General features: G+C 42.2%; 17 protein-coding genes and 5 pseudogenes. 10 read left to right on the top strand and 12 right to left on the bottom strand.

The genetic code is table 11. The annotated features are described in order from the left end of the window. Positions 1-32: 32 nt before the first annotated feature. Complete coding sequence (gene rpoS / locus M1E93_RS04170) at positions 33-1,019, top strand: RNA polymerase sigma factor RpoS (RefSeq protein WP_004922901.1); 987 nt, start codon at positions 33-35, stop codon at positions 1,017-1,019. A 105-nt stretch (positions 1,020-1,124) separates the two neighbouring features. On the opposite strand, the gene miaE is transcribed toward rpoS, so the two are convergent. After that, positions 1,125-1,886 carry a tRNA isopentenyl-2-thiomethyl-A-37 hydroxylase MiaE gene (gene miaE / locus M1E93_RS04165; protein WP_004922898.1) on the bottom strand — a complete coding sequence of 254 codons (762 nt, stop codon included), beginning with the start codon at positions 1,884-1,886 and terminating at the stop codon, positions 1,125-1,127. Between the two features lies 1 nt (position 1,887). Continuing rightward, positions 1,888-4,452: a DNA mismatch repair protein MutS gene (gene mutS, locus M1E93_RS04160; RefSeq protein ID WP_392504968.1), complete on the bottom strand. Its 2,565-nt coding sequence runs from the start codon at positions 4,450-4,452 to the stop codon at positions 1,888-1,890. A 229-nt stretch (positions 4,453-4,681) separates the two neighbouring features. Between mutS and M1E93_RS04155 the strand changes: the two genes are divergently transcribed. Next, entirely contained in the window at positions 4,682-5,389 is a 708-nt protein-coding gene (locus M1E93_RS04155) for a DUF4102 domain-containing protein (protein ID WP_392504967.1), read from the top strand. On the opposite strand, the gene M1E93_RS04150 is transcribed toward M1E93_RS04155, so the two are convergent. The 3 genes and pseudogenes from M1E93_RS04150 to M1E93_RS04140 form a co-directional block, all read right to left on the bottom strand. Next, entirely contained in the window at positions 5,328-5,591 is a 264-nt protein-coding gene (locus M1E93_RS04150; RefSeq protein WP_392504966.1) for a hypothetical protein, read from the bottom strand. The two genes, M1E93_RS04155 and M1E93_RS04150, sit on opposite strands and share 62 nt — an antisense overlap. Before the next feature lie 69 nt (positions 5,592-5,660). Beyond that, positions 5,661-5,837 (bottom strand): annotated as a pseudogene (locus M1E93_RS04145) (IS3-like element ISSde8 family transposase); the annotation flags it as partial. A gap of 99 nt (positions 5,838-5,936) precedes the next feature. Then, the gene (locus tag M1E93_RS04140; RefSeq protein WP_104873613.1) at positions 5,937-6,470 is read right to left on the bottom strand and encodes a hypothetical protein; all 534 of its coding nucleotides are present in this window, start codon (positions 6,468-6,470) and stop codon (positions 5,937-5,939) included. Positions 6,471-6,713: 243 nt separating this feature from the next. Here M1E93_RS04140 and M1E93_RS04135 point away from each other — a divergent pair. Next, positions 6,714-6,830 (top strand): annotated as a pseudogene (locus M1E93_RS04135) (transposase); the annotation flags it as partial. Between the two features lie 219 nt (positions 6,831-7,049). On the opposite strand, the gene M1E93_RS04130 reads toward M1E93_RS04135, so the two are convergent. After that, positions 7,050-8,069, bottom strand: coding sequence for an IS110 family transposase (locus M1E93_RS04130; RefSeq protein ID WP_040132571.1), 1,020 nt, complete (start codon positions 8,067-8,069; stop codon positions 7,050-7,052). A gap of 66 nt (positions 8,070-8,135) precedes the next feature. Here M1E93_RS04130 and M1E93_RS04125 point away from each other — a divergent pair. Continuing rightward, positions 8,136-9,094 (top strand): annotated as a pseudogene (locus M1E93_RS04125) (IS3 family transposase); the annotation flags it as partial. A 40-nt stretch (positions 9,095-9,134) separates the two neighbouring features. After that, a protein-coding gene (locus M1E93_RS04120; RefSeq protein WP_426207137.1) for an IS3 family transposase occupies positions 9,135-10,222 on the top strand; the annotation gives its coding sequence in 2 pieces (ribosomal slippage) (positions 9,135-9,387 and positions 9,387-10,222; 1,089 coding nt in all). A gap of 466 nt (positions 10,223-10,688) precedes the next feature. On the opposite strand, the gene M1E93_RS04115 is transcribed toward M1E93_RS04120, so the two are convergent. From M1E93_RS04115 to M1E93_RS04100, 4 genes and pseudogenes are all read right to left on the bottom strand, one after another. Beyond that, entirely contained in the window at positions 10,689-11,027 is a 339-nt protein-coding gene (locus M1E93_RS04115) for a hypothetical protein (protein WP_053110402.1), read from the bottom strand. 1 nt (position 11,028) lies between these two features. Then, positions 11,029-15,210 carry an RHS repeat-associated core domain-containing protein gene (locus tag M1E93_RS04110; RefSeq protein WP_426207136.1) on the bottom strand — a complete coding sequence of 1,394 codons (4,182 nt, stop codon included), beginning with the start codon at positions 15,208-15,210 and terminating at the stop codon, positions 11,029-11,031. 5 nt (positions 15,211-15,215) lie between these two features. Beyond that, positions 15,216-15,647: a DcrB-related protein gene (locus tag M1E93_RS04105; protein ID WP_392503883.1), complete on the bottom strand. Its 432-nt coding sequence runs from the start codon at positions 15,645-15,647 to the stop codon at positions 15,216-15,218. 346 nt (positions 15,648-15,993) lie between these two features. Next, a pseudogene (locus tag M1E93_RS04100) lies at positions 15,994-17,544 on the bottom strand (alpha-keto acid decarboxylase family protein); the annotation flags it as partial. 103 nt (positions 17,545-17,647) lie between these two features. On the opposite strand from M1E93_RS04100, the gene M1E93_RS04095 reads away from it, so the two are divergent. Continuing rightward, positions 17,648-18,595: an IS30 family transposase gene (locus tag M1E93_RS04095; RefSeq protein ID WP_140035165.1), complete on the top strand. Its 948-nt coding sequence runs from the start codon at positions 17,648-17,650 to the stop codon at positions 18,593-18,595. Positions 18,596-19,003: 408 nt separating this feature from the next. On the opposite strand, the gene M1E93_RS04090 is transcribed toward M1E93_RS04095, so the two are convergent. After that, positions 19,004-19,951 carry an IS30 family transposase gene (locus M1E93_RS04090; RefSeq protein ID WP_140035165.1) on the bottom strand — a complete coding sequence of 316 codons (948 nt, stop codon included), beginning with the start codon at positions 19,949-19,951 and terminating at the stop codon, positions 19,004-19,006. A 246-nt stretch (positions 19,952-20,197) separates the two neighbouring features. Between M1E93_RS04090 and M1E93_RS04085 the strand changes: the two genes are divergently transcribed. After that, entirely contained in the window at positions 20,198-20,524 is a 327-nt protein-coding gene (locus tag M1E93_RS04085) for a hypothetical protein (protein WP_426207135.1), read from the top strand. Between the two features lie 322 nt (positions 20,525-20,846). On the opposite strand, the gene M1E93_RS04080 is transcribed toward M1E93_RS04085, so the two are convergent. Further along, entirely contained in the window at positions 20,847-21,698 is an 852-nt protein-coding gene (locus M1E93_RS04080) for a LysR family transcriptional regulator (RefSeq protein WP_036941746.1), read from the bottom strand. Positions 21,699-21,783: 85 nt separating this feature from the next. On the opposite strand from M1E93_RS04080, the gene M1E93_RS04075 reads away from it, so the two are divergent. The 3 genes and pseudogenes from M1E93_RS04075 to M1E93_RS04065 all read left to right on the top strand — a co-directional run bounded on the left by M1E93_RS04075 (position 21,784) and on the right by M1E93_RS04065 (position 24,153). After that, complete coding sequence (locus M1E93_RS04075; RefSeq protein WP_426207134.1) at positions 21,784-22,470, top strand: ankyrin repeat domain-containing protein; 687 nt, start codon at positions 21,784-21,786, stop codon at positions 22,468-22,470. Then, positions 22,470-22,934: a nucleoside deaminase gene (locus M1E93_RS04070; protein WP_061064707.1), complete on the top strand. Its 465-nt coding sequence runs from the start codon at positions 22,470-22,472 to the stop codon at positions 22,932-22,934. Before M1E93_RS04075 ends, M1E93_RS04070 begins: the two co-directional genes overlap by 1 nt. Beyond that, a pseudogene (locus tag M1E93_RS04065) lies at positions 22,934-24,153 on the top strand (cyanate transporter). The gene M1E93_RS04070 and the pseudogene M1E93_RS04065 overlap by 1 nt, the downstream one beginning before the upstream one ends. The last annotated feature ends 61 nt before the right edge of the window (positions 24,154-24,214 follow it).

Genomic DNA, 24,214 nt, shown 5'->3' with positions numbered 1-24,214 from the left:
TCTGCCCTCATTATCAAGGGTAGGAGTCACTGATGAGCCAAAGTTCGCTGAAAGCTAACGAGTTATACAATGACCTCGACGATAGCATGATGGATGATGCTTTTGATGAGAGTCAGTTCAAAGAAGAGGATCTGGTTACTGAACTAGATGATGAAATGGATTTACTCCAGAACACGAATCAGCGTGTTCTGGATGCCACTCAAATTTATCTCAGTGAAATTGGATTCTCTCCGCTCCTAACTGCCGAAGAAGAAGTCTTCTACGCGAGGAGAGCGCTACGTGGAGATGTTGCTTCACGTCAGCGCATGATTGAAAGTAATCTTCGGTTAGTTGTTAAGATCTCTCGACGTTATAATAATCGGGGATTAGCATTATTAGATCTTATTGAGGAAGGTAATCTAGGGTTAATTCGCGCTGTTGAAAAGTTTGATCCTGAAAAGGGGTTCCGCTTCTCAACGTATGCGACATGGTGGATCCGTCAAACGATTGAACGTGCCATCATGAATCAAACTAGAACCATCCGCCTCCCAATTCATATCGTCAAAGAGCTCAATATTTACCTTAGAACTGCCCGCGAATTAGCGCAAAAACTCGACCACGAGCCTAGCGCTGAGGAAATCGCTGAACAGCTTGATAAACCAGTAGAAGATGTCAGCCGTATGTTGCGTTTAAATGAACGTATTACATCAGTCGATACGCCTATTGCTGGCGATTCAGAGAAATCTTTACTTGAAGTTCTCTCTGATGAGAATGAATCAGGCCCAGAGCATACAATTCAAGATAACAACTTAAAAGAGAATATTGTGAAGTGGTTATTTGAATTGAATCCAAAGCAGCGAGAAGTCCTTGCTCGGCGTTTTGGGCTATTAGGCTATGAAGCTGAGACACTAGAAGAAGTTGGCCGAGAAATTGGGTTAACAAGAGAAAGGGTGCGGCAGATACAAGTGGAAGGGCTAAGGCGGTTAAAAGATATTTTACAAGGAGAGGAGCTTTCCTTAGAAGCCTTATTTAATATGTAAATATCTTTGTGAATACATAACGAAAGCCCTCAATATTTGATTGAGGGCTTTTTTCGTTAATGATAATAAATGGTCGAGTTTCTCATCATAGACTTTAGCTTACCGTCACACAGGAACGCCACTATGAAATTTAAAATCGTGGTCTACTGAGGTGATAAGTTCGGCTTCAACGAGACCGAACATCTCAACACGCTCGCTAATATCTGTTTTACTGATTGATTGCGCTAACTGTAGGTAATCTTGATAGTGTCTCGCTTCTGAGCGCAGTAATGAGACATAAAAGCTCGCCAAATCATCGTCTAGAAAAGGAGCCAATTTCGCGAAACGTTCACATGATCGAGCTTCAATATAAGCACCAATAATCAGTTTATCGACCAATGTTTGTGGTTCATGACCACTCATATGACTGAATAGCCCTTTAGCGTATCGACTTGCCGTTATACCATCATAAGCAATATTTCGCTGATGCATAATTTCCAGCACTTGATAAAAATGGTGCAGCTCTTCTTTAATCAAGAGTACCATTTTATCAATTAAATCTTGGCTATAGGGTGACTGCTTTTTCGCCAAGATCTGTTTTGATATTTGGTTTTTATTCTTTAGCGTATGAATATCACCAATACGATCGTAGGCAAAGTCTTCATAAGGCTTAAACCAAGCAAGCAATGTTGCCGCACTCTCTTTATCAACCGCATATTTACGGATCAAAAACATCGCACTTTGCGCCGCCTTTAGCTCACATAATAGATGATCTTTTAAGAGTATAGGGAGGCTTTCTGGTTCACTGGCTTTTTTAACCCAACTATCAGGCGTTTCACAGCGTAAAAACTGCCTGATAGGCGCTAGAAGTTCAGCGTGGTCTTGCATACTACTTATCCATTTCCTTTAAACGATATAACCAATCTAACGCTTGCCTTGGCGTTAACTTATCAGGGTCGATACTTTCAAGAGCGCTAAGAACAGGGGATGGCTCTTCTGGCACTAAGAAGCTGAGTTGTGCGCTATCAACATGGCTCGCGTTGGTATTATTTGAAATAATTTCTAACTCTTTGAGCTTTTGTTTGGCACGCTTAATAACATCTTTAGGGACGCCTGCTAGAGAGGCTACCGCAAGGCCATAACTTTTACTTGCTGCTCCTTCTTGAACATTGTGCATAAAGGCGATGGTATCGCCGTGCTCCATTGCATCAAGGTGAATATTGACCGCGCCTTCTAATTTTTCAGGTAAGGTTGTTAATTCAAAGTAATGTGTGGCAAATAAAGTCATGGACTTGATTCGGTTAACTAAGTTTTCAGCACAAGCCCAAGCAAGTGACAAACCATCATAGGTTGAAGTGCCTCGACCAATTTCATCCATTAGGACTAAACTTTGCTCTGTTGCATTGTGTAAAATATTAGCCGTTTCAGTCATTTCAACCATGAAGGTTGAACGCCCGGAGGCTAAGTCATCGGATGCGCCAACACGGGTAAAAATACGATCAACAGGTCCAATGACCGCTTTTGTTGCAGGTACGAAACTACCAATATAGGCAAGTAGTGTTATCAATGCAGTTTGGCGCATATAGGTACTTTTACCCCCCATATTAGGGCCTGTAATGATAAGTAGGCGACGTTGTGGGGAAAGTGAAAGCGGATTAGAAATAAATGGTTCACTCAGGACTTGCTCGACCACAGGGTGGCGTCCTTCAGTAATGTGGATCCCTGGTTTATCTGTGAGTTGTGGGCAAGCATAGCCAAGTGTTTCAGCACGCTCAGCTAAGTTATTGAGCACATCGAGCTCTGCAAGAGCCTCCGCACTGATTTGCAAGTCTGCCAAATGTGGCAATAGCATATCGAAAAGCTCATCATAGAGTGCTTTTTCGATAGCTAACGCTTTACTTTTTGAGGTTAAGACTTTGTCTTCGTACTCTTTTAGTTCAGGAATAATGTAACGTTCCGCATTTTTCAGCGTTTGACGACGTACATAATGAATAGGAACTAAATGACTCTGACCGCGACTGACCTGAATAAAATAGCCGTGTACCGCATTGTAGCCCACTTTAAGGGTATCAATGCCCAGCTTCTCTTTTTCGCGAATTTCTAGTCTATCAAGATAGTCTGTAGCTCCATCGGCAAGTGCTCGCCATTCATCGAGTTCGCTATTATAACCCGGAGCGATAACGCCACCGTCACGCACCAATACAGGCGGTGCATCAATAATCGCACGTTGCAGTAAATCCTGTAGCTCATCAAACTGGTTAATACGTTTTTGCAAGTTTTGCAGATATTCGCTGTTAGATTGGTTGAGGATTTGATGAATCTCTTGGTACTGTTCAAAAGCGTGGCGCATACGTGCTAAATCGCGAGGGCGAGCAGAGCGTAAAGCTAAACGGGCAAGTACACGCTCTAAATCACCAATTTGACGTAGTAATGGCTGTAATAGCTCGAAACCACACTCTTGTAAGGCGGCGATAGCTTGTTGGCGATTCGTTAGTGTTTGTACATGGCGCAATGGGGTATGAAGCCAACGCTTGAGCATGCGGCTTCCCATCGAGGTAACGCATAAATCCAAAATAGACGCTAAAGTATTATCTGTGCCGCCAGATAAGTTTTGCGTGATCTCAAGATTACGACGTGTTGCAGCATCCAGAATAACGTTATCTGTTTGTTTTTCCATGATGATGCTACGGATATGAGGTAATGCCGTACGTTGAGTATCTTTGACGTATTGGAGAAGGCAGCCAGCAGCGCGTAGCGCTCTCGAGGCATTTTCGACCCCAAACCCAATTAAGTCTTTTGTGCCAAATTGTAGGCCAAGCTGCTGTTTTGCTGTTTCTAGCTCGAATTCCCATAGAGGCCGACGACGTAGGCCTTTACAGTTTTCGATTAACGCCATACTCGCAAAGTCTTCAGGATAGAGTAATTCAGCAGGGCGAGTACGTTGTAGCTCTGCTTGTAGAGACTCTTCGTCATCGAATTCACTGATGATAAAGCGCCCCGACGTGATATCTAAGGTTGCAAAGCCATAGCCTTGAGGCTCTTGCCAGACTGAGGCCAATAGATTGTCTTGCCGCTCATTCAGTAATGCTTCATCGGTGATTGTACCCGGTGTAACAATACGTACGACTTTACGCTCAACAGGACCTTTACTCGTTGCGGGATCACCAATTTGTTCGCATATCGCGACAGATTCACCCAGTTGCACCAATTTTGCTAAATAGTTTTCGGCCGCATGGTGTGGTACACCCGCCATTGGAATAGGCTGACCCGCCGTTTGCCCTCGTTTGGTGAGCGAAATATCTAATAATTGAGACGCTTTTTTGGCATCATCAAAGAAAAGCTCGTAAAAATCCCCCATACGATAGAACAGCAATATGTCAGGATGTTGTGCTTTTAGTTTTAAATACTGCTGCATCATTGGTGTGTGGGATTCAAAATTTTGGTTATCAGTCATAAGCTTGTTTGTCTAATCTGTTGAATTTATTTAATCCTGTGTCCGTTGGCTGTCTCATTAGACTCCATTTTATTGTAGAGAATGTCACAGAATCCCATGATTGAGTGTAGGTTAAAATGTAGGCTGTTTATGGGGCTAAAACCCAATGAGCATTGTAAATGCACCAATCTGCACTTTAGTCTAAACACATTGAATACTTTTATAATAAGCGTTAATTAGGGTAACACTTATGAGCCAAAAATCATCAGTAAAACCATTCTTAACACAGTATCGCAGCGATAAACTTAAGTGTAAAAATAGTTCTGAATCCTGCGAAAGCTCTGGTTTACGTGTTTTTTGTGGCATAACAGCCAGTAAGACCGTTTTCTACCGATATAGTAGCCCAGTTATAGGTAAACTTGTACAGCTAAAAGTCGGTAATTTTCCTCAAATAGCATTGATTGAGACTAGCGTTAAGTTGCAAGAGTTTAAACAGTTACGTCAATTAGGCCGATGCCCTGTCACTGAGCTAAAAGAAGAAAAACAATATAAAAAACAAAAACAACTCCAGCCGCAAAAAACACAGTTAACAGTAAAAGAACTTGTTGAGCTTTATTTAGTTGATCATATCGAAGATCGTAAAGGCAAAGACGGTAAAATTATTTCTGGCTCAAGAAAGAAGAAAGGGCAAATAGAAGTTCGTCGCATGCTTGAAGCCGATGTTGTTCGTGTTTTAGGTGAGCTTATGGCTCATGAAGTAACCCGAAAAAATGTGATTGAGCTTGTGCGTGAAATTGATGGACGAGGCGCTAAGGTTCAAGCAGGTAATGTATTGCGTGAACTGTCGGCAGCCTATGAGTTTGCAATCGGTCTAGAGTATTTCGAAGATAATTTCGCTAACCCTGCTTTATTTTGTCAGTTTTTATTTCAATTTTTAGGGTATTTTTTTCTAATGTGATTTTATCAATAGCATTAGAATACTCTCTTTCTGAAAGACTAGTTTGAATGCCAATTGAATCATCAACCTCCCCATCATCAAATCTTGATAAGATCAGATAATTTTGTGGGCTTGTAGGGTCATCTCCTACGCCAATAACAACAACGTCATTCTCGGTATAGCAATTAACAATGGAGGCTTTAAAAGTATATATATTATCCATAATTTTATCTTAGCATTTTTTTGAAGTTGTTGGTGTTTGTTTTTTAGGTGTGACATTCAAAGTCTGTTTTTCTGCTCCTTCCCAATTTAACTCAGCAAGGTATTGTTGCTTCCATCGCGACACAGCAGATTTGCCCGCCCCAGATATTTGTTCAACTTGAATATTGCTATATCCCCCTTCAACCATGAGTTTTGCATATTCCAGTTTTTGCTTTGCACTAAAGGTCACTTTTACTTTTCGGGTTATATTTATACCTATACGATTTTGCTTAATTATAAGCTATAAATCTCTACAGTTTTATTAGACCATCCCAAAAATATTTTCCATTAGAAACCAGACACTTCATTAACATTGTGAAAATTCAATATTCAACCCTTCTTCATTACATAAATCGACAAATAGTTGAGAGACAATCATTTGCTCACAAAAGACACTATCTCTCGCTATAAAGAAATCTTTATCACATTTATAGGCAGGAATATCGATTAGTTTAGTGCCATCAATAAGTTCCCTAAACGTTATTCTTTCCTCGTCAATAATTGGAAGGTAATTGTTTACCTTACATAAAGACATCGTTTCACTAGCATTTTCCACAGTACATTTATAGAAGGACATTTCAGATGCAATTCTACGCTCAAATATAGATACCGCTCTCTGTGAAAAAACTGGGACTCCGATATTGGCAGGAAAATAATCTGAAACCATCAGTTTATCACTCCGCATAGTACTTTGTACTTTACCTTTTGGTAGTGAATATGAGAGAAACTTATCATCCCCTTCATTCCAAATGAAAAAGCTTGATAATCTTGACTTTGGGTCTGAGAAGTCAATAACTCCATTTCCCAATGAGAAGCTACTACTAATAGTATAGATATTCATGCCCTTATCCTCGTAATCAAGCACATGTAAGTTTTCCTGTTTTGAATCCTTTACGAGCCTCATGCTGTAGGTTCAATACTTCACTTTGTATTCGTCGATAATCCCATTTTTCTTTATTTGCAACTCTCTCCAAAGCATCTAGTTTTGACTTCATCATTTCATTATATATTGCATGCTGTCCACTTCCCTTAAAATAAGACAGCGATAATTAGATTTTCTGTCCTAAAAATTGCAGAGGTCATAATGAAAAAAGCCCGTTTTACTGAAACTCAGATCGTTAATATTTTAAAACTTGCTGATTCTGGTATGAAAGTGGACGATATTTGCCGCCAAAATGGGATTAGTAACGCCACCTATTATATCTATGGACTACCTCCGTTTTGCAAGTACTGAATCAGGTTTTAGGTTGTTGCTTACATCTATCCGGCATCAGAAATATCTGTGCCCAAATGGGTAATCCGCACACAATCGCCTCAACAACTGGACGGCCACGAAGGCCAATATAATAATCAGGTTCCGATCGTGCAGGTTTAACCTGTGACCATTTTTCAATACTTTGCAACTTTTAAAGGTATGCTATTACACTGCCAGTCTGTACTCGGTTTCATTGTGAAGAATTGACCAAATAATTCTGGCATTTTTATTGGCGACTGCAACGGTCGTTTTGTTAAATCCTCGTCGCTCTTTTAGCTGATTAACCCATTGATTTAAATAACCCTCATTATTATTTGCAGCCACTCTAACGACTGCCCTGGCTCCATGAATAAATAAGGTTCGCAAATGCTTGTCGCCTTTTTTCGTCATATTCATCAGTACCTGCCTGTCACCACTCGAGTGCTGTCGTGGAACCAGACCAAGCCATGCGGCAAAGTGACGACCATTTTTAAATTCAGTTCCTTTGCCTATCGCGGCAACAACAGCTGTTGCTGTTTTAGGGCCAATGCCTTTAACTTTGGCAATGCGCTGGCAGGCTTCTGATTGCCTGAACACAGCATCAATTTCTTTATCAAAAAAGCCTATGCGACGACCAAGATCGTTAAAGAGATCATAAAGTTCTGCAATCGTCCTGCGCATTCTAACGCTAAGACCATTTTCAGCATCTTCAAGAATAAGCGGAACAGCACGACGAACTCTTGAGACTGCCGAGCCGATTGTTATTCCCCGATCAAGCAGCAGTCCCCGGATTTGACAAACTGTCGCAGTGCGGTGATTAACAATACGCTGTCTTGCACGGTGCAGAGCCTGAATATCCTGCTGTTCAGGGCTTTTGGGTGGTACGAACTGCATTGTTGGCTGCATCAGAGCAATTGCGATAGCCTGTGCATCATTACCGTCATTTTTTTGCCCGCGGACAAAGGGTTTTACATACTGGGGACTGATCACTTTTACCTTATGTCCCAGTTTTTCGAACTCACGCTGCCAGTAAAATGCTCCCGTGGAGGCTTCCACACCAATCAGGCAGGCCGGAATATTCGCGATAGTCTGTAGTAACGTTTTACGATCAGTGCGTTTTTTATAAACCGGTTTACCCGCCTGATTTAATCCACAAAGCTGAAAAACATTTTTAGCCAGATCAATACCGAGATAGATAACATTCATGATAATGCTCCTGCTGAGTATATTTTATTCAGTTAACCTCAGAGGGAGGAGGTAGTCCATCCCATTAATTGGAAATCAAAATATGGTGGCATGGAAGCTAATGATGTTAAACGATTAAAAGAGCTTGAGGAGGAAAATGCGAAACTGAAAAAGCTCTTTGCGGAAGTCAGCCTTGAAAATCATGCGATGAAGGAGCTTTTTGCAAAAAAGGGTTGGTAGTGACTGAAAAGAAGTCCTGTGCACAATCATTAAAAGAGGCAGGTTTATCAGTCATTAAGGCTTGCAAACTAACTTCATTGCCCCGAGCTACTTTTTACCGTCAACCGTTAGATTGGCGTAAAAAAGACCAAGTGGTGATCGATGCCATACAATCTGTGTTAGCGAAATCACCACAATCAGGATTTTGGAAATGCTATTTTCGGCTGCGATTTCAAGGCTATTCTTTTAATCATAAACGAGTTTATCGCGTTTATTGTCGATTAGGATTGAACTTGAAACGACGGGTTAAAAAGGTGCTTCCGAAGCGTGAAAAAAGACCATTAGTGATAGAAAAAGTCCCGAATATTCAATGGGCTTTGGATTTTGTACACGACAGTTTGTACTGTGGTAAACGCTTCAGAACACTCAATATTCTTGATGAAGGAACACGTGAATGTTTAGCGATTGAGGTTGATACGTCATTACCGGCAGAACGTGTTATCAGAGTGCTTGAACGTTTAAAAATCGAAAGGGGGTTACCAAAGCAACTCCGAGTCGATAATGGGCCTGAGCTGTTCTCAGTTAACTTATTGAATTATTGTGAAGATAACCAAATTTCGCTATGCCATATTCAACTAGGAAAGCCACAACAAAATGGCTTTATCGAACGTTTTAATGGTTCGTTCCGTCGTGAATTTTTAAATGCGTATTTATTTGAATCGTTAAGCCAAGTTAGAGAATTAGCGTGGTTTTGGCAGCAAGATTATAACCAAAATCGAACTCATGAAAGCTTAAATGGTAATCCCCCCGAAAAATCGGTGTATTAATAAGTAGAATTTTCTTGTAATCTGAACTGAGGAGATCTCTATGAAAAAAGCACGTTTTACCGATAGCCAAATTATCACCATCCTTAAGCAAGCTGAGGCGGGAACGCCTGTTTCTGAACTGTGCCGCGAACATGGTATGAGCAACGCCAGTTTTTATAAGTGGCGCTCACGCTTTGGTGGGATGGATGCTTCCATGATGACCCGCTTGAAAGAACTGGAAGAGGAAAATCGCCGCCTCAAAAAAATGTATGCAGAAGAAAGGTTGAAAGCTGAGATCATTCAGGAAGCTATGGCAAAAAAGTGGTGAAGCCATCGCATCGAAAGCGGATGGCGCAAGAAGCTGTCAAAATACGGAATATCAGCGTACGTTTTGCCTGCCAGTTATTTGTAGTGAGCGAAAGTTGCTATCGTTATCAAGCTAAACTGAGTAAAGAAAATGAAGCAATAGCTGACTGGCTGATACGCATCACTGATAGCCAGCGCAACTGGGGATTTGGCTTGTGCTTTTTATACCTTCGAAACGTAAAAAACTTAAGATTTAACCACAAAAGGGTTTACCGAATTTATTGTGCGTTGTCACTGAACATGCGAATAAAGCTGAAGAAACGCCTAAAACGGGATAAGCCCGAGCCACTGACGGTACCCGAAACGAGCAATGAATGTTGGTCAATGGACTTTATGCATGATCAACTGTCGGATGGGCGCTCAGTCCGTTTATTGAATATCATCGATGATTTTAATCGTGAAGCATTAGCTATTGAAGTGGATTTTTCCCTGCCGGCGAGTCGGGTTGTAAGAGTACTAGAGCAACTTATTGAGTGGAAAGGAAAACCGGTTTGCATACGCTGTGATAATGGGCCAGAATACACCAGTAATATATTGATATCATGGGCTAATCTGCAAGATATCAAAATAAACTTTATCCAGCCAGGTAATCCGCAGCAAAATGCTTACATTGAGCGTTATCATCGGACAGTCCGCTATGAGTGGTTAGGGCAATACTTGTTTTCATCACTGGATGAATTACAAGACTATGCTACACGGTGGCAATGGTTTTATAATCACGAACGGCCGAACATGGCGTTGAATGGCTATACCCCAATGCAACATCTACAACGAATGACCTGATTCTACTTATAACCTCGGTTAAAAACGGGGGGATTACCATCCATTGCCCCGACAGCTCCTATACCGCATTGAGCCGAGCAGCCAAAATTTGTTTTGATTGCTATCTTTCCTGCTTTAACCAATGAATTTCCTGTCGTGTTGGATTGCTATGTGTCCGTGATTCAACCACGTTATGAATGTGATGACCCTGTGCATCGTAGTGATACAGTCGTTTTTTGTGGAATTTGAACTTAAGGATTTTACTACAAAGTAAAAACCTCTTATTCTATCGCCTCAATAAGACTCAATAATTGCTGTTGCAGAACTATCATGGAAGATAGTATCTATATATTCTTTCAATGTTCTATAGTTAAAGTGTTCACATTTATTAAAGCACAACATTTAACACTGATAGAATCTGACAGACACCTGTATGAATAACCGGTAACTGTCAGGTCAAATCTGAGTTACTACATATTAGCGAATATTAACAATTATTACTGTTACTAATTATCTCATTAATTTCAGTTCGCCACACATTTTTCCATTTTATCTCTAAATCTGAAGAGTAATTTTCAATTGAATAATAGTCATCTTTATCATTATTAGATACAAAGCACTGATCAACGCCATTAACGATCCATGTCAGTAGATTTGAAATATCTTTATCTTGATTATTTTCTTTAAAAAATAACTTAGCATTTTTTATTAGATCAATTAATAATACTTCATCAAAGAAAGCATTCTCAAATAAAGAGTAGCAAAAAGTTCCCTCGATCAAGTCATCTTTGTTTTTTAATATATTATGTTTTAAATTAGCTTTCATGTTAGCATCCCGGACCTTTTCTTTTTGCGGCTTTAATTGATTTCTTTTCATTATAAGAACCATCCAAATTAAATACTCCCTTAGACTTATCCAACGATGAAAAAGTTTCGTAGTGATCTTTATGAAGATTATCTAAATAGAAATAATCACCTTTTTTAAAGGTCACATCCCCAACTTTAACTTTACTAGTTATCTTATAAATCTCAGCCCCTTGGAATTTTTTTCCTGTTGTTGTAGCTGCATCACCTACGATCTCAAGGAAGCGATCTAGACCTAGCGGATCTACCCACATCAGCGGATTCGGCGCATACTGATACAAATTCATCCCACCCAATAACCCAATCGGGTCAGGCATGATAAAACGGCCTATTTGTGGGTCGTAGAATCTAAAGGTATTAAAATGTAATCCGGTTTCATTGTCAAAATATTGTCCAGCATAGCGTAGATTTTGCTCGAAGGACTCCATCTTGCGTTCTGGGTCGGAGTAGAAACTCAATGGGCTACTGCGAACAAAGCCAAAGCGTTCATATTTCCCTGACCACACCGTATTGCCTTGTTCGTTGGTGACATCAAGTGGGGCGCTGTTAATGTCGCAGTGGTGCCAGTAATAGTGGTATCCACTGGGTTGCTTCACGATAACGGCGAGGGGGGTATAGCTGCCGTGTTCTTCGTAGCAATAGGTTTGGTGTTTACTGGTATTGATATCCTGCTCTTGCAGTAACCGTAGTCCTTGCCAGACAAAATGGGTTTCGTGTCGTGTTGGTTTGCCATGCGCCCGTGACTCAACCACTTTATGAATGCGACGACCCAGTGCATCGTAGTGATATTGGGCTTTCATGTCGCTGGTTTGGGCGATAACTAAACGGTTATCCCCATCATACTGATAAGTTTGTTTGGCTTGGTTAGGGTGCCCGCGTGAAATCACGTTACCATAGGCATCATGGCGATATTGCCAGCCTTGAAATTGAAGTAGCCTATCCCCTTGTGGGCTTAGGGCAGGCATTGATGGCGTTTGAGCCTCGATTTCTGATTGAGGACGCTCTAACAGATTATCCGCACGGTCATAGAACAGCATGGCATCCATGTTTTCGCCACTGGAGATTTTTTTCAGTCGCTGCTCAGAGTCATACAGGTATTCCACCCAACCCCGATAATGGTCTTCCATCGCGCCAAGGTTATCTTGTTCGTCATAGAACCATTTTCGTGATGAGGCAATGCCATTGAGTGGATGCGGTTTATTGCGTGAGCTGAAGGTACTTATCGTCCGTCCCAGCTTATCGTACTGTCGATATTGGGTTAGAGCACCTTGGGTACGGCTGATTTCACGGTGTAGGTCATCGCGTTCAAATTCGGTGATTAAGTGCGGGGTGCCGTCGACAAGGTGATTGATGGCAGTGGCATGCCCTGAACCGTAATAGAGCCAGTTTAGGCTGTCACCTTGAGGTAACGTCAGACAGCTCAGATTATTGAGTTCATCGTAAGCAAATTCGACGATATCATCGCCCGTTTGCTCACGGGTAATACGCCCAAGGGCATCATAGGTAAAGTGAACTTGGTTAGCCTGCAAGCCCATTTCAAGGCCGAGTTGATTCGGTTGCCTCGACGCCACCAATAAGCGGTTTAGGCTATCCCACTGGTACTGATAGCTATCAGTTAATGTTTCCCGTTTAGCAAGGTTACCGGCGGGGTCATACTGTAACAACACCGTGCGAGTGGGGGAAGGGAACATACGGTCGCCTAAACGAGTTTCCTCGGCTAAACGTCCGAAACTGTTATAGCGATATTGCAGCAGCGTATCATCCGGTCGGATTTCCTCGACGAGCCGGCCTTCGGCATCACGGTTAAGTAGGTAGCGTCCGCCATTGGCGTTTTCAATTGAAATTAATGCCCCCTCAGCATTGTAATGGTAATGGATATGCCGAGCGAGTTTATCGATTTCCGTTGTGACGCGACCGAAGGCGTTGTATTGCCACTGACGCGGGGTATTATCATTGCGTTGGTGATGGGTGAGGAGCCCCGCGGCATTCCAGGCCAATTGAACGGTAGAATTATCCGGCAACACAATGCGCGTGATGTGTCCTGCATTATCGTAGTGGTACTCTGTGGCTTCATGTAAGGCGTTAGTGTGAGAAACCAAACGACCTTCATCATCATAATGCCAGTAGTGCTGCTTGTCAGAGCAGTCGGTATGACGCAGTAATTGTCCGCGTTTTGTCCAGAGGAACTCGCTGCGCCCCTGTTTGGCATCAATGCGGACGGTGGGGCGCAGTGTAGTTTTAAAGTCATAGCGGTATTCGGTCGTTTGCTCCAGTGGAGAGATTTCTTTGATTAACCGTCCAAAACGGTCATACTCTAAACGTGATTCAGTGCCATCAGGCCAAAAGACAGCAATAAGGCGGTCACGTTCATTTTGGTATTGCCAGCGGGTTTGGTTGCCATTACCATCGGTTAAACTGAGTAATCGTCCTAACTCATCCCATTCACTGGTTTGCGTATGTCCTTCGGCGTTGCGACAACCGCAAGGTAGCCCAAACTCATCCCACAAGAGTTCGGTTTTGATGCTTGTTCGGTCAGTGTACTGAATGATTTGATAGTTATCATTGAGTTGCCAAAATGAGGTAGAGCCATCATGCCAATAAGCGGTGCGTGTGAGATGGATATCATCGTATTCCAGTCGGTAGCTTTCCCCTTCGCTGGTTGTGTTTTCAATCACACGCCACAGGTTATCGTCGGAGAGTTCCCAACGGTACTCGCTGCGTAAACCATATTTATCCGTATGCCACGCCATGATGCCAGCATCTGTCCAACCAAATTGGCGGTAAGGGTGGTCTGTGTGCTGTTCGACACGTACCAGTTGGGCGTGTTCGTTATAAAAATAAGCACATTGACGGCGACGAGCTTGATTGGCGTTTACCTGATACACGGCTGTGAGACGTGATACCGTTTTTTCTTCAAACGGAAAGGATTGGTATTCACAAACGATATTCAGGTCACCGCAACCGGTAATGTGAATGAGTTGATGCTGTTCGTTGTAGTGGAAACGTTGCTCATTACCGACATTATCTATGACGTGGCTTAAGCGGCTGCGACCTTCGGTATCAAAAGGGGGGTAATGATAACGCAGTTCACCTGCATCCTGAAACGTCCAACTGTCATCGTCATTGTGGATCATCCAGCCTTGGGCAGCCTCACAAAAGCTACGATACCCTAGTGGGATGTCTGGAAACGGAAGGATGTCACCCGACAGGTTTTGCCAAACAAAGCCGTCTTCGGTTTTAATCAATTGGGTTTCCCAAAAGAAACTCCAGCCTCGACCCAATACACCCTCATAACAATAACTGCTTAAATAGTTGCGTTGCCAGTGAAGCGGTAATTCAGACTCATAGGTAAAATCCAGCTCATCCTCACCGTTTAATACTTTCTGCCCACCAATCACCTCCACAGGGCGAGTGAGTATGCCGATTGCGGGGATTGCCATGCTCATCGCTGTAAGTATCGTTCCATAACGACAGAAGAAACGGCTAATTTTGGCGCTGCCTGGTAATTTGCTCCACAGCTTTGCCACCGCGCTGGGGCCTTTCGCCACTCCTCCACCAAAGCTTAAAAATCCCGCAAATAACATGGTTAAATCAGAGGCCGTAGTGACCCAAGACGGAATTTCAGGCTCTATATCTTCAGTGGCTTGTGTCCCCCCACCAATCCGGACATTGGGGGAGCCTTCCATCACCGTGGCATCACAGGTGGTTTTATCACCGACCCGAGAAGCAGGGAATCCATTGATATACACCGAGTCAGAGCCTTGTGCCATTTGACGCAGACTATTTTCCTTATCGCACTTGACGTCACTGCGAGTGGAAATGGCGGCGGCCTTACCGTTAATTCGTACATTGTGAGAGCCGGTTTTGATTTCCCCGCAGGGGCTTAAGGATTTAGATCCCGTTTCAACACATTTATCCCGTGCCCATTCCGCTAGCTTAGCTGTGCCATACCCAATTGCTACTGAAGCTCCAATAGCAAAAAAACCGATACCAACACAACTTGTTCCAATGCCAATCCCCATCAAGGCACCAGAGATGACTGCGCCTCCTATGGCAATAGCCGCCCCTAATACCGTACCGATGAGCATTCCCCACATCGATTTTGAATGACCGATGATATCACCGACTCTGGCGGCTTCTGGCATGGTGGTTACCCTCTTGGTTGAAAGCTAAGCAGGAGAGTGTTCATCCACGCCCATTGCTCATCGTTAAAGGCGTTGGGGGATGACATTGTAAAAATCAGGGTTTGGGTATCACTGAAAGGGTAAACAGCCTGAATTTGATAGACTTGCTGTTTTTTGTTCGGGCGGTAGCGTGAGCTGATGAGATAGCCGTGAATGCCGTCGAGTCCCAGTACAGAGGGCTTTTCTTCAAGGAGTTGCCAATCTTTCAGGGAGCGTTGTAACAGCTGCTTTTGACGAGCGACATAGTCATCAAAGGTTTCATCAGCGGGTTTGTCATCCCGAGAAATGTTAACCGCATTCCCTGTGGGGGAAATCAGGATATTGACGGTTTGTTCTTTATATCCATAGGGGAGGGTAACACTGCCTTCAGAAAAAACACAACGTGACTCAGTAATCATTCGTATCTCGCTTAAGTATGAATATTATTCTTTTTTAAATTATATAACCATTAAATTTCTCTTAATAATCGGTTATACCATATTAAGCCTACATACCTAAATGAAAATTTGAGTTATTCCAAGATAAATGTTAATCATAATTTTTTAAATTTCGATTTGAAATAGCAATTAAATGAAATAACTAATTGATAATTAATGCTTTTTATCATGCTTCTAGCTTGGCGTTTTTTAAGAGGAGAACATTGCACAAAAATAAGGCAAAAAGAAAATGACTAATGCAAAAACTGGCAAGGTTTTGATTATTTAATAACCAGCTGCCAGTTCTTATCATAATAGTTATTTCATATTAAGAAGAGTATAACGAATCTAATGCTCCCCGTAATTTATGTGCAAGCTCAGGTGCAACGTATTTATCAGTGACCACTTCAATGTAGGATGCAAAAGGGGATGACTCAGCATGATTGATGGCGATATCAAGTTCATTACAACGTGTTACCTTTTGGCAATTCCAATCATGACAACCTAATGCAGCGGGTAATTTTTCATAATCCCATTTAGCGATATCATTGTAATAAGCTTCCGGATCTTTGCATATTAAGCGCTCAAATAGATACCCATCATTATTGATAATGAAAATAATCGGTTTTAATTGAAAACGTGCAAACTGGCAAATTTCTTGTGCTGTTAACTGATGAGCCCCTTCCCCTGTAATTAAGATCACTCTGCGCTTAGGTGCTGCCAAAGCCGCTCCGAAAGCGGCGGCAGTAGACCATCCAATAGACCCCCACAAGGTTTGGTTACAGAATTGAACCCCTTTAGGAAGTTGTGCAAAGACTAAACCCATTAATGGGGTTCCTGTGTCAGTAAAAATAATATCATTTTCTTTAAACATCTTTTCGAATCGAGAATATAGATATTCAGCCGATATTGATTGATAGCCGGTGAACAATGATTCATCTAAGCATTGAACTTTAGGGTGGTTTTGATGAAATGAGGGAATTCGCTCTTTCAATTTAGCGAGTACATCCTTCATATACACCTGAGAGTATACTGTAGAACCAATTTTGACATAATCAGGCATGATATTGATATGATATTCTGAAGGGATAGCGGCAGTAAAACAGCCCGTATTCATATCCGTCATCATTGCACCGATGCTAATAATACAATCGCTGCTTTCTATATATTCACTAACAGGGGTATTTATTAAATGTCCATAATAGATGCCCATATAATTAGATGCTGTTTCATTGAGTACCCCTTTATCCATAATCATGGTAGCATAAGGTAAGTTTGATTTATTTATTAGGGTTTGAAGCTCATCGGTTAATCCTAAACGAGAAGCTAAAATTCCCGGAAGTAGGCTAATTTTTTGGCTAGTTAATAGTTTATTTAAAATTACATTAATAACTTTGGTTAGGTTTTGATTATTACTTTGGGGAATATCAGTGCATACTGAATACCGTTTATTTGTATGAATAGGCATTTCAGCATAATCGGATGGAATACCGATATAGACAGGTTGGCGCTTAAATAAAGCGTATGTGATCAGCCGTTCTACTTCTTCAATACAATTTTCAGGGGTAAGAATTGCTTGCGCACAACTAATAGGTTGAAACATTTTATAGAACAGAGTGAAATCCCCATCTCCTAAAGAGTGATGAAGAATTTTTTTACTTTCCTGTGCACCGCTAGATGGCATACCTACCAAATGAAAAATAGGTAAATATTCAGCGTAAGAGCCCGCAATAGCATTGATAGCACTGAGTTCACCAACACCGAATGTTGTTGATAATGCAGCTATACCTTTTATTCGCGCATACCCATCTGCAGCATATGCTGCATTTAATTCATTACAGCAGCCAATCCAGCGCATTTTATTATTTTCACAAATGGCGCGAATTCAGATAATAAGTGCAACGCTCGGTCATGTTAGATGGAAGGACGGTTAGCTACTGATAAGCTATCCTGCTCTTCCGACCAAAGATGAGCGAGTAAGTATGAAGTATCAGCAACTAACCGAAGGACAACGATACCAGATATCGATACTGCGTGAGGATAATTTATCCTGCCATGAGATAGGTATCCGTATCGGTGTAAGCAAGTCCACGGTCTCCCGTGAACTGAGGCGTAACACTTCAGATACTGGTTATAACCCACAACAGGCACACCAGAAGTGCTGTGATAGGCGGCTGTCATCTGCCAAAAGGACAATTCCTCAGCAGACCATAGATTTCGTGATATTTGCTCTGGAGTGGAAGTGGAGTCCTGAGCAAATAAGTGCAATTGGCAGCATTATTGGTCTTAGCGTCAGCCATGAATGGATTTACCAGTATATCTATGCGGATAAGCGTAGCGGTGGCGAGTTGTACAGGCATCTTAGGCAGGGCAAACGGCGATATCGTAAGGGCTACGGGCAGAAACGAGGGCGCATCCCTGATGCGGTATCCATTGAGCTACGGCCGTCAGTCGTCGATGACCGTAGCCGTCTGGGGGACTGGGAGGCCGATTTGGTGCAGGGTAAACAGGGCACTGGTGCTATCGTGACACTGGCAGAACGCAAAAGCCGTATTTACCTGACAAAAAAGGTGTTTTCAAAGGATGCGGTGGAAGTCAGTAAGGCCATTATCTCACTGCTGAGTGAGTATCAGGATGTATGTCACACAATAACGTTCGATAACGGTCTAGAGTTTAGTGAGCACAAGGCGATAGCAGAAGCACTGAACGCAGATACGTACTTTGCCCATCCGTATGCCTCGCATGAGCGTGGGCTGAACGAGAATACGAATGGGTTGTTAAGACAGTTTATCCCGAAAGGAACAGACCTGCGGACAGTGACAGAAGAAGACTTACAACGCTATCAGGGAGCGTTGAACAGCAGGCCACGCAAGTGTCTGGGGTTCAGACAACCTTCGGTGGTGTTTGCGGAGCTAAGAAAGGCGGCTTAGCGTTGCACTTCGGACTTGAATCCGCCGTTTTTAAATTTTGTTCATTTTATTGAGTATAGTTATTTAACCATCTATTCTAAAAAAGAACTAGGTGATGAAATTGTTTATGAATTAATATCATGCCTTCCAAGTAATGATGGTTTTTATTGTGAAGTTCACTTTAAATTATAAACATAGAGTGTGCTTATCTTATAATTTTAGGGTAGGTACATTATAATGCATTATCAATATAGATATGTGTTTAGGCCGGTTAATAACTTGTAACGTAAGGTTATTTATTATACCTCTTTTTGTTAGTAACATTTGGTATGCCTATTCTCAAATATGTATAAGCTTGTAGCATTTTTTATCAGTATTGCTAGTAATGGGAAATTAGCCGAAGGGCGGATTCAAGTCCGAAGTGCAACGCTAAGCCGCCTTTCTTAGCTCCGCAAACACCACCGAAGGTTGTCTGAACCCCAGACACTTGCGTGGCCTGCTGTTCAACGCTCCCTGATAGCGTTGTAAGTCTTCTTCTGTCACTGTCCGCAGGTCTGTTCCTTTCGGGATAAACTGTCTTAACAACCCATTCGTATTCTCGTTCAGCCCACGCTCATGCGAGGCATACGGATGGGCAAAGTACGTATCTGCGTTCAGTGCTTCTGCTATCGCCTTGTGCTCACTAAACTCTAGACCGTTATCGAACGTTATTGTGTGACATACATCCTGATACTCACTCAGCAGTGAGATAATGGCCTTACTGACTTCCACCGCATCCTTTGAAAACACCTTTTTTGTCAGGTAAATACGGCTTTTGCGTTCTGCCAGTGTCACGATAGCACCAGTGCCCTGTTTACCCTGCACCAAATCGGCCTCCCAGTCCCCCAGACGGCTACGGTCATCGACGACTGACGGCCGTAGCTCAATGGATACCGCATCAGGGATGCGCCCTCGTTTCTGCCCGTAGCCCTTACGATATCGCCGTTTGCCCTGCCTAAGATGCCTGTACAACTCGCCACCGCTACGCTTATCCGCATAGATATACTGGTAAATCCATTCATGGCTGACGCTAAGACCAATAATGCTGCCAATTGCACTTATTTGCTCAGGACTCCACTTCCACTCCAGAGCAAATATCACGAAATCTATGGTCTGCTGAGGAATTGTCCTTTTGGCAGATGACAGCCGCCTATCACAGCACTTCTGGTGTGCCTGTTGTGGGTTATAACCAGTATCTGAAGTGTTACGCCTCAGTTCACGGGAGACCGTGGACTTGCTTACACCGATACGGATACCTATCTCATGGCAGGATAAATTATCCTCACGCAGTATCGATATCTGGTATCGTTGTCCTTCGGTTAGTTGCTGATACTTCATACTTACTCGCTCATCTTTGGTCGGAAGAGCAGGATAGCTTATCAGTAGCTAACCGTCCTTCCATCTAACATGACCGAGCGTTGCACTTATTATCTGAATTCGCGAGGTAAGCCAGTAAAAGATATAGATTATGGTTATGACCATGGTGCGGAGGATCCACATGTCCATAGTGGCAATATTCATCAAATTCTTCCCTAAGCAAAATTAGGTCAGCCGGAAGACCACTTCAGTCTGGAGAAGCTATCAATGATTAATAATATTAATTTTCATGATGTAAATATATATGGTATATTTTATATCGAAGAAGGGGAAACTCTTGAGTTATTTTTATCTAATAATAAAAAATTACGATTTGAACGAGTTATACATTGGGATTTTTCTGAATTTGAAAAGCAAAATATAATATTTGATATTAAGCAGTATCAAGAAGTTCCTTTGTGGATTAAAGAAAATTTTGGAATAAAAAAAGAATTACCATTAAATAATTTACTATGTTATATAGACTCAAGCGTAGGCCTTTCTGGAATAATAATATATAGAAATGTAAAAATTTTTGAAGATGTAATCTCATAAATAATTATCAACATACGTTAATGGTATTAACGTATGTTGATTTATAAAGTAAAATATTTCAAACAAGACATCGTCTACCAAGATTAAATCTCATTTAATAAAAGAGGCTAAATGAAAATAATCATTATCCCTCTTTCTGAAGATGCTATGCATAGATTGGATTATAACGAATCTGTTGGTGAAGATTTACTAGATTTAAGTAATAACTAATCTAAAAGTTGGCCCCCAACTTTGGGATGTTTTTTATGGCAAAATATTCACTGAGACTGTAATTTAAATTGTGTATTTGCCTTCCATTTTAGGGGAAGTGAACACTCTGCTATCAAAGTTGTTCAAGCTGTCTTGCCAACCGTTCTGCTAACACCTTAATCGCGTCGGAACTATCGTGGACATGCATCGCTATTTCCATCTCTTCGGCGGCGGGGAAACCTTCTTGCTCCGTCAGGATCCGGTGTTGTGGTAACTTAGCGCGTAACGGCAGTAAGCTGATCCCAAGCCCATCAGCAATGGCACTTTGAATACCTGCAAGGCTTGAACAGGTGTAAGTTATATGCCAAGGGCGCTGTTCAATATCCAGTAAGCGGAACATATCGTTACGATACAAGCCATTTTCAGGGAAAACAATCAAAGGCAAAGAATCGGCATTTAAATACTCATTATTGGCGCTCGTTAGCCAACATAACGGCTCCGGCCAGCGATAATCACTCTTAAATTCCCCCTTGCGCTGCTTAACGATAATCAAATCAAGCGCTCCTTGCTGGTAGTGTTGATATAACTGGCGACTAAGACCACTTGTGACCTCTAAACGAATATTGGGGTGTTCATGCATAAAAGCGGCGAGAGTCGGGGTTACTTGCCCTGAAGCAAAATCTTCCGGAAAACCTAAGCGCAGCGTTTGGATCACCGCATTTCCCGTGATTTTCATAAAAAACATATCGTTGAGAGCGATGATCTTCTTTGCATAACTGAAAAGTACTTCGCCGGTTTCCGTCAGTGTGAGCATACGATGACCACGGATAAATAAAGGCTGTCCAACCAAAGCCTCTAAGCGTTGGATTTGCTGGCTTAGCGTGGATTGAGTTGAGTTTAAATGTTGTGAAGCGACGGTGAAATTACCGGTTTCTGCCACAGTAATAAAGGTCTTAAGTAGAATAAAATTCAGCAATGTATTCATTTTATAGATACCTGACATTTAAATATTTAATTTTTAAATAGCATATATTTTCAGTAGATTAAATAGACGACAAAGGAGGAGCACAATGAAAAAATGGTGTTTAACGACCAAGTGGTTAGCTTATATGTTAGGTATTCTTAGTATGTCACTGATATTAATGGCCAAATCATTTGCACAAGTAGACTCATCGTCGTTGGTGACTCTTGCTGAAAAAGGGGATCTTTCTGGGGTGACTCAAGCCCTTAAGCAAGGTGCAAATATTGAACAGCGTGATTTACGTTTACGTACTCCTTTAATGGCAGCGACACATGCCAATCAAATCGAAGTGGCTCGCTTTCTAATCGAGCAGGGGGCTAACGTCAATGCCCGTGATGCAATCCAAGATTCACCTTATCTGTATGCGGGGGCCAGAGGGCTACAAGAAATTCTAGAGATGACACTAGAAAATGGTGCAGATCTAGCAAGTACTAACCGCTATGGGGGAACCGCATTGATCCCCGCTGCTGAACGCGGTCACGTGAAAACTGTGCAAACCCTAATTGATGCCGGTGTTAATGTTAACCATGTAAATAGACTTGGTTGGACGGCATTAATAGAAGCTATCATACTCGGTGATGGCAGCGAAAAATATGCCACGATTGTGACGCAACTTATCAAAGGTGGTGCTGATGTTAATTTAGCAGATGCGTCAGGCAATTTTCCATTGACGTTGGCAAAGCAGAAAGGATATAGCAACTTGGTTGAAATCCTTGAACGTTCAGGAGCGAAATAATGCAAGATAAACAATTTTTACAACAAGCTATTTCACTGGCTAAAGAGAATGTCAAAGCAGGTGGACGGCCATTTGGCGCCGTGATTGTGCGTGATGGCGCAGTGGTTGCAACAGGTGTTAATCAGATGCTTGAGCTGAACGATCCAACGGCTCACGCAGAGCTAATGGCGTTACGTCAAGCAGGCGAAACCTTAAAACGCACTCGGTTAGAAGATTGTGTGGTATATGCGAGTGGTCAGCCATGCCCAATGTGTTTAGCTGCGATGCGTATGGCGGGGATTTCGCGGATTGTTTATGCGTATTCAAATCAAGATGCAGAGCCATTTGGTTTATCGACAGAGGCTATCGCCCAATCACTGAGAGTCGAGCCACAGCAACAATGTGGGCTGACTTTTATTCAATTAAAACCCGAAAATGAGGCTCAATCCGCGCTTTATACTTTCTGGCGGGAACAACAACATTAATGGCTGGGTATAAAACCGCTTCATTAGGTTTGGTTATGACTATCGTATTAGTCGGGATCAATTTACGGCCCTTTATCACGGGGCCAGGTCCACTGATCGAGGGGATTATCCAAACTACGGGGATGACTTACCAAAGCATTTCATTACTGACGCTGTTACCGATGCTATTAATGGGGGTTGGCGCTTTAATTGTTCCTGCCTTGAACCAAAGGCTAGGTGAGCGAGTTGGGCTTAGCCTTGCGATGTTATTGTTGCTTATCGGCTCTTTATCGCGTCTATTTGTGACTAATGGAGAGCAGCTCTTAATCACCGCTTTTATTTGTGGTGTGGGAGCTGCGTATATTCAAGCGGTATTTCCGGGACTAATTAAATTACGTTTCCCACAAAAAATGGCCGCGATGACGGGGCTATACTCCGCGATGTTAATGGCGGGTGGGCGATGGGGGCACAGTTGACCCCGATGCTTGCCAATATTTCTTGTAACGAAATGGCACAATCATGTACAACAGCCTCAGGACATTGGCAAATTGCTTTAGCATGGATGGCATTACCCGCTTTATTTGCACTAATCGCCGTTGTCGTTAATATCGATTCATCAGCCACGCATCAAAACCATGGGCGAGGATCGGTTTTTGTCTTTTTAGCGAAGCCGAGGGCTTGGCTACTCATGGTTGGTTTTGGCCTTGTTAATGCAGGATATGGAACGGTAGTCACATGGTTAGCGCCATTTTTTATTGAGCAAGGTATGAGCAGTGCTGATAGTGGTTCACTGGTTGCCTTACTGAGCGTGTTTCAAGCCCTCTCTGCTTTGTTAATTCCCATTCTTGCTTCTCACAATATTGACCGTCGATTTTGGCTGATTGTGACATTATGTAGCCAAATGATCGGGTTTACAGGGTTAGTATTTTTCCCTCAGTTATTCGCTTTTTTGTGGGTTTGTTTAATCGGTATTGGGTTAGGTGGGTGTTTTGCATTGAGTATTATTGCTTCTCTTGATCATCTTCCGCACCCTGTGAGTGCGGGGGCATTAACCTCCTTGATGCAAGCTGGCGGGTTTATTATCGCGGCCTTTGGGCCTCTATTTGCTGCTTGGTTACATGAGGTAAGCCAAAGTTTTGCTTTGGTTTGGATAGCGCATATTTTGATGATCTTGATAACCTTGTTGTTATTTTTACGTCTTAATCCAAAGCATTACGCCAGATTATTCAATCTAAAATAATTGGCATTGCACAATTTGCAAATGATAATGATTGTTATTTTCTTATTTATTTGACAAGATA

Source organism: Providencia sp. PROV272 (assembly GCF_049901975.1).
Lineage (GTDB): Bacteria > Pseudomonadota > Gammaproteobacteria > Enterobacterales > Enterobacteriaceae > Providencia > Providencia stuartii.
This window is presented reverse-complemented; position numbering and strand designations above follow the sequence as displayed.

Coding starts and splice junctions, on each gene's coding strand:
- mutS (WP_392504968.1), bottom strand. CDS start 4,452: ATGACTGATAACCAAAATTTTGAATCCCACACACCAATGATGCAGCAG.
- M1E93_RS04105 (WP_392503883.1), bottom strand. CDS start 15,647: ATGATTACTGAGTCACGTTGTGTTTTTTCTGAAGGCAGTGTTACCCTC.
- M1E93_RS04090 (WP_140035165.1), bottom strand. CDS start 19,951: ATGAAGTATCAGCAACTAACCGAAGGACAACGATACCAGATATCGATA.
- M1E93_RS04155 (WP_392504967.1), top strand. CDS start 4,682: ATGAGCCAAAAATCATCAGTAAAACCATTCTTAACACAGTATCGCAGC.
- M1E93_RS04085 (WP_426207135.1), top strand. CDS start 20,198: ATGATTAATAATATTAATTTTCATGATGTAAATATATATGGTATATTT.
- miaE (WP_004922898.1), bottom strand. CDS start 1,886: ATGCAAGACCACGCTGAACTTCTAGCGCCTATCAGGCAGTTTTTACGC.
- M1E93_RS04075 (WP_426207134.1), top strand. CDS start 21,784: ATGAAAAAATGGTGTTTAACGACCAAGTGGTTAGCTTATATGTTAGGT.
- M1E93_RS04140 (WP_104873613.1), bottom strand. CDS start 6,470: ATGAATATCTATACTATTAGTAGTAGCTTCTCATTGGGAAATGGAGTT.
- M1E93_RS04070 (WP_061064707.1), top strand. CDS start 22,470: ATGCAAGATAAACAATTTTTACAACAAGCTATTTCACTGGCTAAAGAG.
- M1E93_RS04110 (WP_426207136.1), bottom strand. CDS start 15,210: ATGCCAGAAGCCGCCAGAGTCGGTGATATCATCGGTCATTCAAAATCG.
- M1E93_RS04080 (WP_036941746.1), bottom strand. CDS start 21,698: ATGAATACATTGCTGAATTTTATTCTACTTAAGACCTTTATTACTGTG.
- M1E93_RS04115 (WP_053110402.1), bottom strand. CDS start 11,027: ATGAAAGCTAATTTAAAACATAATATATTAAAAAACAAAGATGACTTG.
- M1E93_RS04130 (WP_040132571.1), bottom strand. CDS start 8,069: ATGAATGTTATCTATCTCGGTATTGATCTGGCTAAAAATGTTTTTCAG.
- rpoS (WP_004922901.1), top strand. CDS start 33: ATGAGCCAAAGTTCGCTGAAAGCTAACGAGTTATACAATGACCTCGAC.
- M1E93_RS04095 (WP_140035165.1), top strand. CDS start 17,648: ATGAAGTATCAGCAACTAACCGAAGGACAACGATACCAGATATCGATA.
- M1E93_RS04150 (WP_392504966.1), bottom strand. CDS start 5,591: ATGGATAATATATATACTTTTAAAGCCTCCATTGTTAATTGCTATACC.